The organism is Corynebacterium sp. MSK073, from assembly GCF_030232085.1.
Classification (GTDB): Bacteria; Actinomycetota; Actinomycetes; order Mycobacteriales; family Mycobacteriaceae; genus Corynebacterium.
The window spans coordinates 1-13,884 of sequence record NZ_JASPIY010000009.1 but is presented as its reverse complement, the minus strand read 5'-3'; the positions used below and the strand labels follow the sequence as shown (position 1 = coordinate 13,884).

11 protein-coding genes and 1 tRNA gene are annotated in these 13,884 nt (G+C 57.8%); 6 read left to right on the top strand and 6 right to left on the bottom strand.

Annotated elements, in window-relative coordinates:
• Window positions 1-151 precede the first annotated feature (151 nt).
• The 3 genes from aceE to QP970_RS07265 all read left to right on the top strand — a co-directional run bounded on the left by aceE (window position 152) and on the right by QP970_RS07265 (window position 4,134).
• Window positions 152-2,896: a pyruvate dehydrogenase (acetyl-transferring), homodimeric type gene (gene aceE / locus QP970_RS07275; RefSeq protein ID WP_284869812.1), complete on the top strand. Its 2,745-nt coding sequence runs from the start codon at window positions 152-154 to the stop codon at window positions 2,894-2,896.
• A 153-nt stretch (window positions 2,897-3,049) separates the two neighbouring features.
• Window positions 3,050-3,349, top strand: a complete 300-nt coding sequence (locus tag QP970_RS07270) for an acyl carrier protein (RefSeq protein ID WP_284869811.1) — start codon at window positions 3,050-3,052, stop codon at window positions 3,347-3,349.
• Window positions 3,346-4,134 (top strand): HAD-IIA family hydrolase, encoded by a 789-nt coding sequence (locus QP970_RS07265; protein ID WP_239269712.1) that lies wholly within the window; start codon window positions 3,346-3,348, stop codon window positions 4,132-4,134. The genes QP970_RS07270 and QP970_RS07265 overlap by 4 nt, the downstream gene beginning before the upstream one ends.
• A 78-nt stretch (window positions 4,135-4,212) precedes the next feature.
• Here the strand turns inward: QP970_RS07265 and QP970_RS07260 are convergent, their stop codons facing one another.
• Window positions 4,213-4,629, bottom strand: coding sequence for a hypothetical protein (locus tag QP970_RS07260; protein WP_284869810.1), 417 nt, complete (start codon window positions 4,627-4,629; stop codon window positions 4,213-4,215).
• 804 nt (window positions 4,630-5,433) lie between these two features.
• The gene (locus QP970_RS07255; RefSeq protein WP_284869809.1) at window positions 5,434-6,228 is read right to left on the bottom strand and encodes a serine hydrolase domain-containing protein; all 795 of its coding nucleotides are present in this window, start codon (window positions 6,226-6,228) and stop codon (window positions 5,434-5,436) included.
• 145 nt (window positions 6,229-6,373) lie between these two features.
• Here QP970_RS07255 and QP970_RS07250 point away from each other — a divergent pair, with 145 nt between their 5' ends.
• Complete coding sequence (locus QP970_RS07250; RefSeq protein WP_284869808.1) at window positions 6,374-8,074, top strand: alkaline phosphatase D family protein; 1,701 nt, start codon at window positions 6,374-6,376, stop codon at window positions 8,072-8,074.
• A 125-nt stretch (window positions 8,075-8,199) separates the two neighbouring features.
• Here the strand turns inward: QP970_RS07250 and QP970_RS07245 are convergent, their stop codons facing one another.
• Window positions 8,200-9,288 carry an alkene reductase gene (locus tag QP970_RS07245; protein ID WP_284869807.1) on the bottom strand — a complete coding sequence of 363 codons (1,089 nt, stop codon included), beginning with the start codon at window positions 9,286-9,288 and terminating at the stop codon, window positions 8,200-8,202.
• Between the two features lie 155 nt (window positions 9,289-9,443).
• Here QP970_RS07245 and QP970_RS07240 point away from each other — a divergent pair, with 155 nt between their 5' ends.
• Entirely contained in the window at window positions 9,444-10,031 is a 588-nt protein-coding gene (locus QP970_RS07240) for a hypothetical protein (RefSeq protein ID WP_284869806.1), read from the top strand.
• Between the two features lie 3 nt (window positions 10,032-10,034).
• Here QP970_RS07240 and QP970_RS07235 read toward each other — a convergent pair whose 3' ends face one another.
• Both QP970_RS07235 and QP970_RS07230 read right to left on the bottom strand, forming a co-directional pair.
• A complete protein-coding gene (locus tag QP970_RS07235) occupies window positions 10,035-11,633 on the bottom strand; it encodes a mechanosensitive ion channel family protein (protein ID WP_284869805.1) in 1,599 nt (532 codons plus the stop codon).
• Window positions 11,634-11,734: 101 nt separating this feature from the next.
• On the bottom strand, window positions 11,735-12,790 hold the full coding sequence (locus QP970_RS07230; protein ID WP_284869804.1) for a trimeric intracellular cation channel family protein: 1,056 nt from the start codon (window positions 12,788-12,790) through the stop codon (window positions 11,735-11,737).
• 112 nt (window positions 12,791-12,902) lie between these two features.
• On the opposite strand from QP970_RS07230, the gene QP970_RS07225 reads away from it, so the two are divergent.
• Entirely contained in the window at window positions 12,903-13,295 is a 393-nt protein-coding gene (locus QP970_RS07225; RefSeq protein ID WP_284869803.1) for a hypothetical protein, read from the top strand.
• A 200-nt stretch (window positions 13,296-13,495) separates the two neighbouring features.
• On the opposite strand, the gene QP970_RS07220 is transcribed toward QP970_RS07225, so the two are convergent.
• Window positions 13,496-13,569, bottom strand: a tRNA-Ile gene (locus QP970_RS07220).
• Window positions 13,570-13,884: the final 315 nt, after the last annotated feature.

Sequence of the window (13,884 nt, the reverse complement as noted above, 5' to 3'; positions counted from 1 at the left end):
ACGTTTGCACGCTGGGTGAGAGAAGCAAACCGCAGGTTATAGGGGGTGCATCGGAAAGCGCCGCGATTTAGACAGCCTAGACTCCCACTCGCGATCTGGGAACGCGTATCGTAGGAGATAAACTCTGCAGACCCTTAACTAGGAGGTTTACATGGCCGAGAAGGACCCCGCCAAGGGCGATTCCAACTTCCCGCTTATCCGCGATGGTGTTGCATCGTACCTTCACGACAGCGACCCAGAAGAAACTCGCGAGTGGATGGATTCCCTCGATGGTCTGCTGGACCATTCTGACCAAGAGCGCGCGCGTTACCTGATGCTGCGCCTTCTGGAGCGCGCCACCGCCAAGCGCGTGGAGCTTCCCTCGTTGACGTCGACGGACTTCGTCAACACCATTCCCACCAACATGGAGCCGGAATTTCCTGGCGATGAAGAACTAGAAAAGCGCTACCGCCGCTGGATCCGCTGGAACGCTGCCATCATGGTGCACCGCGCGCAGCGCCCCGGCATCGGCGTCGGTGGCCATATCTCTACCTATGCGGGTGCCGCCCCACTGTACGAGGTCGGCCTCAACCACTTCTTCAAGGGTAAGGACGATCCTTCAGGCGGCGACCAGGTCTTCTTCCAAGGCCACGCCTCCCCGGGCATGTACGCCCGCGCCTACATGGAAGGCCGCCTCTCTGAAGAAGACCTCGACGGCTTCCGCCAGGAAGTTTCCCTCGGTGAAGGCAAGGGTCTGCCCTCCTACCCGCACCCGCGCCTGATGCCATGGTTCTGGGAGTTCCCCACCGTGTCCATGGGTCTCGGGCCTATTAACGCCATTTACCAGGCACGCTTTAATAAGTACCTGGAAACTCGCGGCATCAAGGACACCTCCAAGCAGCACGTCTGGGCCTTCTTGGGTGATGGCGAGATGGACGAACCAGAGTCCCGCGGCCTGCTGCAAACCGCCGCTCTGTATGAGCTGGATAACCTCACCTTCGTGGTCAACTGCAACCTGCAGCGCCTCGACGGCCCCGTGCGCGGTAATACCCAGATCATCCAGGAGCTGGAGTCCTTCTTCCGCGGCGCCGGCTGGGATGTCATCAAGGTCATTTGGGGCCGCGGCTGGGACAAGCTGCTGGAAAAGGACACCGAAGGTGCCCTCGTCAACGTCATGAATACCACCTCTGACGGTGACTACCAGACCTTCAAGGCAAACGACGGCGCTTATGTGCGCGAGCACTTCTTCGGCCGCGATGAGCGCACCGCAAAGCTGGTAGAAGACGTCTCCGATGAGGAAATCTGGGCGCTGCGCCGCGGCGGCCACGACTACCGCAAGGTCTACGCAGCGTATACCCGCGCCCTGGAGAACAAGGGCTCCGGCAAGCCGACCGTCATCTTGGCCCACACCATTAAGGGCTACGGCTTGGGCCACAACTTCGAGGGCCGCAACGCTACCCACCAGATGAAGAAGCTGACGCTGGAGGATCTCAAGAACTTCCGCGATAAGCAGGAGATCCCCTTCTCTGATGAAGAGCTGGAAAAGGATCCTTACCTGCCGCCGTACTACCACCCGGGCAAGGATTCCCCGGAGATCAAGTACATGCTGGAGCGCCGTAAAGAACTCGGCGGCTTCCTGCCTGAGCGCCGTGCGGACTTCACCCCGCTGGAAGCACCTGCCTTGGACAAGCTGCGCTCCGTGCGCAAGGGCTCTGGCAAGCAAGAAGTCGCTACCACCATGGCCTTGGTGCGCACCTTCAAGGAGGTCATGCGCAATAAGGAACTGGGCAAGCGCGTCGTGCCCATCATCCCAGATGAGGCTCGCACCTTCGGTATGGACTCCTGGTTCCCAACCATGAAGATCTGGAACCCCCGCGGCCAGAACTATGTGCCGGTGGACCACGACCTGATGTTGTCCTACCGCGAGGCTACCGATGGTCAGATCCTGCACGAGGGTATTTCTGAGGCCGGTGCGGCAGCATCCTTTACCGCCGCCGCTACCTCCTATGCCACCCAGGGTGAGGCAATGATCCCGCTGTACATCTTCTACTCGATGTTCGGCTTCCAGCGCACTGGCGATGCCTTCTGGGCTGCCGGCGACCAGATGGGCCGCGGCTTCATCATCGGCGCTACCGCCGGCCGCACCACCCTGACCGGTGAGGGCCTGCAGCACATGGATGGCCACTCCCCTGTCTTGGCAGCCACCAACCCGGCGGTCATTTCTTATGACCCAGCCTTCGGTTTCGAGGTTGCTCACTTGGTAGCGCGCGGTATCGAGCGCATGTACGGCGAAGACAACGAGCCGGTCATGTACTACCTCACCGTGTACAACGAGCCGGTCCACCAGCCGGCCGAGCCGGAGAACTTGGACGTGGAGGGCCTGCACAAGGGCATCTACCACTTCAATACCGCCGAGAATGGCTCCACCCCGGCCAATATCCTGGCTTCGGGCGTCGGCGTGCACGAAGCTCTTCGCGCACAGGAGATGCTGGCTGAGGACTACGATGTCAAGGCATCGCTGTTCTCCGTGACCTCTTGGAATGAGCTGGCCCGCGACGGTGCCCGCCGAAATAAGGAAGCGCTGCGCAAGGGCGAGGAGCCCTCCGAGGCATTTGCTACCTCCCAGCTCAAGGACTTCGAGGGCCCATTCGTTGGTGTCTCGGACTTCACCACCGAGCTGCAGGAGCAGATTCGCCCCTACGTCCCAGGTACCTACATCACCTTGGGCACAGACGGCTTCGGCTTCTCCGATACACGCGAGGGTGCCCGCCGCTTCTTCAACAACGATGCGGAATCCATCGTCGTCGCCGTGCTCGATGGCCTTGCCCGCGATGGCAAGATTGAGCGCTCCGTCGTAGAAAAGGCGGCCTCCGAGCTGAAGTTGGATGATCCAACTGCACCTAATAGCGGCGAGTAATATCGCCCGCACCTCCACCATGGAGATGTAGCTCAGGCGCTTCCGGCTTAATGCTGGAAGCGCCTAAATTATTTTTCGCCCAATCCCCCTAACCAGTACCGCGTGAACCTATTTCTCCTATGTCACGCACCAATCGCTACTACACTGGTCACTATGGCAAATGACCTCAGCGCCCAATTGCAGGCAAAGTTTCAGGGTTCTGACCCGGATAAGGACCACGACCCAGATCGGGATACGCTGGGCGAGCTCATCGCCCTCATCGTCAAAGTCACCGGAACCGAGGCCGAACTTGGCAGGGACACCGCGCTTTCCGATGTCGGCGTGGAATCCCTCGAGCTTATAGAGCTCACCGTGCGTGCAGAAGAGCTCTTTAAGGTGCGACTTACTGAGGAAACAATGCTTAACTGCGAGACCATCGGCGATATCGTTGACTATTTGGAGGACCACCAATGATTTCTTACCTATCCGATATGGACGGCGTACTCATCAAGGAAGGGGAAATGATCCCCGGCGCCGATAAATTTATTCAAACGCTGAAAGATAACGACATTGAGTACATGGTGCTCACCAATAATTCCATGTCCACCCCGCGCGACTTGGCGGCACGGCTGCGCAATACCGGACTGGATATTCCGGCCGAGCGTATCTGGACCTCCGCCACGGCGACGGCAAACTTCTTGGCCACCCAGGCCAGCTCCAGCAAGGCCTACGTCGTGGGAGAGTCCGGTCTGACTACTGCGCTACACGAGGCCGGTTGGATCCTCACCAACGATGACGCCGATTTTGTGGTCCTTGGTGAAACCCGCACCTACTCCTTTGAGGCGATTACCACCGCTATCAACCTCATCCGTAATGGCGCCCGTTTCATCGCCACGAACCCAGACGTTACGGGTCCTGCTCCCGAGGGCGTGCTCCCAGCAACCGGCGCGGTGGCCGCATTGATCACCGCCGCTACCCACCGCGAGCCCTACTACGTGGGAAAGCCCAACCCTGTCATGATGCGCTCAGCGCTCAACCACATCGGCGCTCACTCTGAAAACACCATCATGATTGGTGATCGCATGGATACCGATGTCAAGGCGGGCCTAGAGGCCGGCATGCGCTCCATATTGGTGCGCTCCGGCATTTCCGATGACCGCGAAATCTCCCGCTATCCTTACCGCCCAACCGCCGTGTTTAAGTCGGTTGCAGATATTCCCGATAAGATCATGGATCCCTTCGCCGACGAGGAATCCTAAAACGGAGCCCTGCTGCGCGACCAACCTCGTGCGGCGGGGCTCAATTTGGCCGCGCTCGCGCCGATTCGCTCGTGCGTCTTAGCTAAAACGCACGGTGGCGCTAAAGCCATAGCGCTGCGCAAGGTAGCACACCGCGCTCTCAAGCGCGGCAAGCTCCACCTCGGTTCCGGTAAGCACCTGGTGGCAGCCAATGCCGATGCCAGAATCCATTCCAGAACCCGTCGCCTCACCGCGCACGAGCGCCTCCATAGAGATCTCGTCGCGGTACCACCGAGTACACCACTGGGCGGTCAGCGGGTCATCGCCTGGGACGATGAACTCCGATTCGGTGCGAATGCACCGATCCATGGCGCGTTCTACCTCTGGGCGCAACGCACGCGGCATCCCAGAAATTTTCAGCACACCAGTGACCACGACGGCCGCACCATTGCGGCTGGGCCACGTGTAGTTGGAGGCCGGTTGATCAACCGGCACTGGATTGACGCAAGTATTCATAGCCGATATCTCCCTCGACAAATCACCACTGCTATCCACACGCGTGGCGTGCGGCGCAGTGCAAGACGAGCTTCGTCTTCCCCAACGAACTGTCTTTTGCGTCTGCACCCAATTTTCCTGCGCCACACCACCCTCTACAACCCTCAACTTTCACTTCAACCCCCAAGATCTAAACCTCAACATAAAGTCCAGACTGTAATTAAAGTGACTAAAGAAATTGAAGTTACAACAGTGAAATTTGTGAAATTTACCCCTTGAACCGCTTTCTCTAAAACAACGTCCCGGTACGAGTCGCTCACAAGGCAGTTAGCAGCGGAAACACTTGCCCAATAGCGCTCACCCCCTAGGGCCTCGGCCGAAAACTACCCCAGTCCCCCTAGGGGCTAAGCTCTCCAAAAAGTCCCAAGTGGTAAACCCACGGCGGGGGTAGCCGGGCGCCAACCCCACTCTCATCCCCTGATTTGAAAAAGAGACGCACGCCCCATCAGTAGAACGGTCGATATTCATTTATTTTGTGTTAAGAAACAGTTTGACACGATCCACGCACTCTGCTTATACTGAGATAAATTCAAGCAATCCAGTTTGAATTCTCCCTATTGAAAGGAACCCCCTATGTTTGATCTTTCTTCTGCTCTCGGATTCCAGATTCTCTCCCTCGTTGACGGCATCTTCACCCAATTCGCCATGTTCCTCGAAGGCCTCGGTCTGCAGGTGTTCTAAAAAGAGCAGCTTTAAGCTCCCCACTCCACTGGAATGGGGAGCTTTTTTCGTTTTCCTATTAAGGAAAATCTGCGACGGAGCTCCTTACAGCGCCTCCCAGATCTTTGTATTGGTTTCATTCCACAGTGGCTTTGCCCAATCACCAAAATCTCGGTCTGTCAATGCCACCATGGCGTAGTCGCCGGCCAGCCAGAGGTAGGTTCCGGACATACCGAAGTGCCCGGTGGCATCGGCAGGCAGGGCTCCCATCCAGTGGTCTTTCTCACCGCGGATCTCAAATCCAAGCCCCCAGGTGCAATCCTTAAAGCTCCCGTAACCGGGTACGATGCCGCGCAAACCAGGAAAGTGAACGCGGCGCATATCGGCCACGGTACTGGGGTGCAGGAGCTGCGGGTCGTGGACCTCGGCAGCAAATGCAGCGAGATCCTCCACGGTAGAAACCAAGCCGTGCCCTGCCGAGTCCTCTAAGCGGGTAGAGGACATTCCAAGCGGCTCGCACACGCCTTCGCGCAGGTACTCTGCAAATTCGATGCCGGTGGCACCTTCAACGATCTCTGCACCCCACTCATAACCGGCAGAGGAATAGATGCGCCGCTCGCCCACTGGTTTTTGTTGTTCACGCGAATCGAACTTCACACCCGAGGCGTGCGCGAGCAGATGCTCGAGGGTCGAACCCTCCGGACCAGCGGGCTGCTTCAAATCCACCGCGCCTTCCTCCACGGCCATCATCACCGCGTACGCCGATACCAGCTTGGTAACGGAGGCAACCGGAAATTGGCGCGAAGTATCGCCTGCCTTGTCTATCACCTCACCGCTGTGGATCAATGCTCCGGCCACGGTATCTACGGGCCATTGATTTATCTGCTGCAACTCGCTCATATCTTCCAGCCTACTGTGCTCTAGACCTCTGAATAAGGCGTGCCGATCGGTGCGGAGGTAAACCCGTGGTTACTGATAAAGGAATTTCTGGTGTAATGCGGCCTGAGCGGTTGCAAGCCCTTTCAATCTTAGAAAACTTATGAATATGACTAGCAGAAACCACAGCATGCAATCAGAGATGTCTCATGTCAACCGCCGCAAATTCCTCCAAACCAGCGGCACAGTCGGCGCCGCCTTGGCGCTGACCACCACTGCCAGCACGGCTAACGCCAGCACTGCTCATGCACAAAGCAGCCTCTCCTCGCGCCCAGAACCACACATGGTAGAGCCCACGCTCGGTGAACGCCCCTTCCTGCACGGGGTAGCCTCCGGAGATCCCATTCCAGATTCTGTTGTCTTGTGGACGCGCGTGACCCCAGATGCAGATGCGATGCCTGGCTCCGGTGCAGGCGCGCCTACCACCGTGGAATGGGAGATTGCGCGGGATGAGGAGTTTAGGGACATCGTCAAGCGCGGCGAAGTCACCACCGATCCCGCACAAGATCACACGGTCCACGTGGATCCTCACGGCCTCGAACCAGAATCCGTGTATTACTTCCGCTTTCGTGCCCAAGATAAAATCTCCCCCGTAGGCCGCACCAAAACCGCACCAGCGGTTACTGCATCCCCAGAAGAACTAACCTTCGGTGTAGCCAGCTGTGCCAACTGGGAGTCCGGTTTCTTTCAAGCCTATGGCGATATCGCTCAGCGCGGACGAGCCGGGCAACTAGATTATATGGTTTTTCTGGGAGACTATATTTACGAATACCCACAGCGCGAGTACGCCGGTTTCGGTCCAGTACGCCTGCACCACCCCGCGCACGAGATTACGACACTGGAAGATTATCGCACGCGCCTCGGCCGCTACCGCACCGATGAAAATCTCCAAGCAGCACATGCTGCCCTGCCGTGGATCGCGGTCTGGGACGACCACGAAACCGCAGACAATTCTTGGAGGGACGGCGCCCATAACCACACGGAGGGAAAGGAAGGCGCTTGGATCGATCGCCGCAATGCCGCGATGCAGGCCTACTTTGAATGGATGCCGGTACGGGCAAGCAATCCATCCGATAATGGCCATCTCTACCGGTGTTTGACCTTTGGCGATCTCGTGGAACTGACCATGATGGATCTGCGCACATACCGCGATAAGCAAATTCTCTTTGGCCCTGCCAGGATGGCCGCCGAGGGGCGAAGCATGCTCGGTTCGGAGCAGTACGACTGGCTGGTCAACAAGATCGACACCTCCGCCGCCGCGTGGAATATGCTGGGCAACTCCGTCATGTTCTCCCCCATGAACCTGGCTACCCTGCAGCGCGACGACAAGCTAGCACCCGTATCGTCCTCACTGTCATCCAATATCACCGGCATTCCCGTCAACGGCGACCAATGGGATGGCTATTCGGCAGAACGCCGGATGCTTATCGATGCCCTTGCCAAGCACGACTCCCACGCCCTCTTTGTTACCGGGGATATTCACTCCGAATGGGCACACAATATCAGCAAGGATGGGCGCATCTTCGGAGCCGAAATGGTGTGCTCATCTATCTCCGCCCCCAATGTCAACGAACAGCTCCACCTTCCCGAGGACAACGGGCTTTCCACGTTGGCAGAGCGCTACCTTTTGGAGGCAAACCCCCATACACGCCACGTAAACCTCGATCACCACGGATATAGCTATGTCACCATCCGCCCGGATTCTGCGGAAATGCACTGGCTGCGCGTTGAGGACCTGCTCAACCCCACCGCAGCAGTAAACGAAGCCATTACGCTGACATGGCGCCCGGATGAGGGATTTAGTTCTTAATTTTTAGCGGGCAGTTGTTAACGCTCGCTGGGTGCACGTTCGATATAGAGAGTGAAAGATCCTCTCTGGGATATTTCACTCTCTATCACTCGCGCTCTCTTCCCCTACCTGCCGCGGACTACGCGTTAGTCCGCGGCAGTTTCATAATCAATGTAGCCGCGCTCGCCGCCGACGTAGAACGTGGCCTGATCTGGCTCATTAAGGGCCAGGCCTTCTTCCCACCGGCGTACCAAGTCCGGGTTAGCAATGAGCTGACGGCCCACTACAACGGCATCCACGTGGTCCAATTCCAGCTCGCTCTCGGCATCTTCCTTGGTGGTGACAGTGCCGAAACCATCATTCATCAAGACCTTGGTTTCGCCATTGGCACGGGCCTTCTTTGCCAAGGCCGAGATGAGCTCGCCTTCCGGCTCGGCGTGCAGGAAGGAGACATAAGCCAGGTTCAGCGGGGCAATGGCGTCCAAAAGTCCGCCGTAGGTGGCCAACATATCCGCCTCGTCATCTTCAACAATGCCTTGTACAACGTGGGCCGGGGAGAAACGCACGCCCACGCGGTCAGCACCAATTTCATCTACGACAGCACGAATGACCATCTCTGGCAGGCGCCACCGGTTTTCTGGGCTGCCACCAAATTCATCGTCGCGCTGGTTGGCAGACGGTGCCATGAATTCGTGCAGCAGGTAGCCATTCGCATTGTGGATCTCTACACCATCAACGCCGGCATCGACGGCCCGGCGTGCGGCAGCGCGAAATTCCTCAACGATGCGCGGGAGCTCATCAGCCTCTAGTGCGCGCGGCACCGGCGCATCCATCTTGCCTGCAAAACCGCGAACCTGGCCGTCCCAATCCAACGCGCTTGGGGCCTCTGCCTGGGCGCCATCAATGAGATCTGGGTGGCTGGTACGGCCGCCGTGCATGATCTGCATGAACAGCACGCCGTCCTTATCATGTACCTCATTGGCTACCTCGCGCCAACCAGCGGCTTGCTCGTCATCGACGATGCCCGCCTGACCCGGGAACGCGCGGTTAGTCCATGCGGGGAAGGTTCCCTCCGTCACCACGAGACCGGCGCTAGCGCGCTGGGAATAGTACTTTTTGTGTAGCTCGCTGGGGACACCGCTGTGACCTGCACGCTGACGCGTCAGCGGCGCCATGGTCACGCGGTTATTCAACGTATAACGGCCAAGTTCCAAAGGTGTAAATAATGATGTCATGTCTACTGAAACAGCCCGGGTATCAAATTTGTTCCGCCTTTCGCCGCATTTCCTATAAATCCACAGCTAGATGCTGGTTTAAATGCTAAAGTTTTCACCGTTCACACCGCCGATTTTTACCCGTTCTTATGATGTTGAAACGCCACACTTCCTTAATGCTTGCCGCCTTGTCCCTTACCATGCTGAGCGCCTGCGGTACCTCCGATGATTCCGATTCTGCCGAACCCGAACCTGCTTTTGTGCCCAGCGAGGCTTCCACGGCCCCTACGACCGTGACGGAAACCCTGGAGAATACTCCAGACTCCACCGCGGAAAAAGGCGATGAAGAAGGTGCCGAACATGGCGATGCCGGCTCGAATGATGACGCTCCCCCAGCTGGAAATCACACGATTTACGCTGGGAAAATTGGCGGCCACTGCGGATATACCGACCAGGGAGACACCATCGAAGCCGGCGAGCATACATCGTGCGAGTTTACCGGTGCTATTTTTGATGAGGCGATCAAGCACTCCTATCCATTCCGGCAGTCCGATCCGAAGGCCAACGGCGCGTATAGCACCGAGATTTCCGTCGCCAGCCCCACCACCGGTAAGACCTATGACCTTTACTGTTTTATCGGATCAGATGGTCGCGCACTCATATGTGGAAAACATGGCGACAATACCTTAAGAGTCACCTACCAAGACGAGAAGAACGATCGCCGTTGGCCCGACCGCCTCGAGGTATACGGCGGCTTGCACTAGCGTCTAGTGGGGTTCTGAAGGAATCGCGGTCTGCTGGCTATTTGCCGCGCCGCTATTTCCGTCTGCATCCGAGGCTCCATCTCCATTCCCTTGGCCATCGCCAGAATCGCTGTTCGAGTCAGCGGGTCCATCCTGATTGCTGCCGTGCCCATGCCCAGAATTAGGAGTCGAATTGGGGTCCTGGCTGGGGTAGCTAGGAACGGTCGGCGTATTGGTGGTCGTCGGTGTTGAATCAGCATCCGTCGGCTCAGTTGGGGTGCCGGTAGTAAGGGGGTCTTCCGAAGGCACAGTCTCTTCAGATTCCGTTGGTTGCTCGGAGGAAGATTGCGTATCGCGATCCTTCCAATAGTCCGGCGACAACCAGCCAGCCTCCCCTTCCTCTGGGTTGCTTGCCGCGAGGATGAGCAGGCCAACGACGATCAGGGCCGCCACGAGGCCTGTGGTGGAGGCACGCACGCGCCCGCCGATGGTGGCGAGCTTCTGGAATTGGGTATTGGTCTGAATCGTGCGCCAGATCTTTCGGCGTGATTTATCATCGTCTTCCGCGGCGTCTTCGCCCGCTTCATCCGTGACTGCTTGTTCGTCGACCTTGGTCTGAGCAAGCTCGACTTCCTCTGGGGCCATTTCCTCTTCCACCGTGGGGTCATCTACTGGCGTATTGGGGCGGGAGCCTTCCCCGGCATCCAAGGCGTCTTTGGCAGACTGCGCCGCGGCATGCTTTGGGCTCTCCGGCTTCTTCTTTTTCTGTTCCTGCAGCTCATCAAAATCGATGGCGGAACCGTAGTGGTCCCAGAATTCCGAAAGCAACGCCGAGCGGATAGCGCGCTCCACGGACCACTGGCGGGCGGGATTAACCGTCACCATGATGCGGTAGCCCACCTGCCACGGCTGGCCGGCAACCTGCGGGCTGACCAATTGCGTGGCGGGAAGAACCGTGAGCTCGCCGGCCACATCGACAGAGATCTCTGGGGCTTCAATAGCGCGCTCCGAAATCTCTTTGACGCGGCTCGTAATCTCCGGCAAGGATTCGCCCTCGTGCACCGGGACGTTGATATTGACCACCGCGCGGGACCATTCCTTGGAATAGTTGGTCACCACGCCCGCGGAACTATTGGGGATGGTCACCAGCTCACCAGTTGGGGTGCGCACCTTCGTGGTGCGCAGGGTCAGCGTCACCACATCGCCTTCCACCCCAGGAATGCCGGCAAAGGAGACATAGTCACCCACGCCGAATTGCTTTTCCGTCAGGATGAAAAATCCGGAGAGGAAATCCGAAATCACGGACTGGGCACCAAAACCAACCGCGGCAGAAACTATCGTCGCAGGCACCGCAGCACCCAGCGCCGGAACGCCGAGATTGGTCAGTGCGGCCGCGACCAATAGGAAGTACGCAACCGCTTGGACGATGTAGACCAATGCTCCGGTCAGTGCCAGCCGCGCCTTCGTGGATTCTTCTTGCTCATCCAAATTATGTTCGATGATCCGGATGGCTAGGCGCCCCATGCGGGGCAAAAGAATGCCGATTATCACGAATGCGATGAGCGGCAAGCCATGGTCAACGATGAGGCCCCACAGCTCAAAAAAGAAATACCTCAGGTTCATGGTTCTAGGATATGGCACCTAGCTGAAAAATTGATGCCAGTTTTCTGCCAGAAATCCAGACCCGGAATTTAGGGGGCATCGGCAAGCAGCTGCTTAGAAACCTAGTCGCGCGATTGATAACGGTCCATCAGGCGATCAATCAACTCATCGGTAAGTTTGTCATCTTCCAGAATCGTATCGAGCAGCCGCTGGGATTCCTCGCTGGAGGTCTGCTCCTCCGCCTCATAGGAATCGCCGCTAAAGTCCACTCCAAAATCCATGTCCTCGGACTCAGCTGAGACACTACTCAACTGGTCGACATCAGATTCGAAGGACTGCAAAAACTCGCTGGCCTCCTCCGCCGCATCCTGGCGGCGCTTTCCGGAACGCACTTGCTTTTCGATGCGCCGCTGCAGCGCCTCTTCCATCTGCCGGTGGCGCCAAGAGCGCACGCGGTGCGGCTCCAGCTTGCGCCCGACCGCGCGGCTTTTATTCTCAGCCTTTTTCGCCAGCGCCTTAACCTGCGCAGCCGTATCATTTATCGGCGCCCACTCCTGGTTCGCGGGCACGCGCCACCCGGCCCAAATGCCCAGCAGCGCCAAGAAAATAGACACCAATGGCCCCACGATCATGCCGACGGCCAACATATCGAAGTGGTTTCCCACGAGCACGATCACCGCACAAGCGATGGCCGGAATTACCGTCGGCTGATTATCGCCAAAGACCGCGGGCTCGCGCCCCATAGCAATATCGCGAATCATGGAACCGCCAGTAGCGGTAAACACACCCATCATGATGCACGGAATCGGCGGAAGCCCATAGGTAATGGCTTTCACCGCGCCAGTGCCGGCCCACAGGCCAGAAACGACGGCATCACCATGCGCCTGGATATAATCCCAGGTCTTTCCCTTGAAATAGACAAAGCGCGCGATCAACGCGCCAGTAAACGCCAGGTACAGGTACTCCGGCTCGCTCATCGCCGCTACCGTGCCGCGATTGATAAGCACGTCGCGCACCATGCCCCCGCCCAGGGAAGAAAACATCGCGATGAAGAAAAACCCGATGATGTCGTATCCGCGCTTGCGCGCAATGGTGCCGCCGATAATTCCCATCAGCAATACACCGCTGACATCGGACCAGCGATAGAGGGACTCAATGAGCGGATCTACTTCTGTCATGCCGTTTATTAGACTGCACTGCTCACCCGTGCGCAATTCGCCTGCCCACATGAGCTGCGGTGCTGCACTTTTCCTGTTCTACTGCCCCTTCTGTTTATCCCCTATATTCCGCATGAAAAAGATTCTCTCGCTCTTACCGGCGCTCCTGCTGGTTGGGTGCTCGTCCACCCCCGCTGACGACGAGCCCAATTTCACCGATACTAGCCCGCACAGCGCCAGTTCAGACAGCGGTGCGCTTGCCGATGCCGATTCCGATACCGATTCCGCACCTTCCGCAACTGCCAAGCTTTCTAAGCCGCAGAAAGCGGAGAAAGACGACGATTCCGCACTCGCTGCGCAGGTAGGCGGCATGTGCGGCATTCGTGACTACGCACAAATCATCGCCGACGATGCCACCGATTGCGCCTTTGCCCTGGACATTTATAAGCATGCAATGGATGCCACATACAGGCTCGAACCCCCAATCCGACCGTTACTGCAGCCTGGCAGAGCGACATTACTGTAAAGAACCCGAGCTCTGGTGAGAGCTACGATCTCCACTGCATCATGGCCACGAATCAAAAATCCGTCCATTGCAGAAACCCAGAAAACACAAATATCGGCACCCGCATCGAGCTGACCGCCAGACCGATTTTCTCCGAGCGTGTGCACACCGAATACTAAAAAGGAGGCGCCAGCATTGCTTGCCGACGCCTCCTTCTACCGTGGGGCCACCGGGGCTCGAACCCGGGACCGACGGATTATGAGTCCGGAGCTCTAACCGACTGAGCTATAGCCCCACACGGATGTCATGTCGTATATTACGACACTCCGCTCCCAAAAGATTAGTCAATAGCCCGCGAAAGACCAATTCTCGGCCCCTCATAAAATAACCCCAGTTGAGTGCGCGACGCCCAACCGTGGATGTCCGCGCTGCGACTGGATCCCACGTTAGAGCCTCAGTGAAGTTGAATTCGGGCCTGACCCCCGGAAAGTGGACACGTCGGGGGTTAGCTATGCTGCTTTAGTCAGTGTAGCTGAAGTCTCGGCTTCAAAGACATCAGGCGCTACAAGATTGCACCAGGAGTGCCGCCGGCGCGTGTTGTAGCGCATGC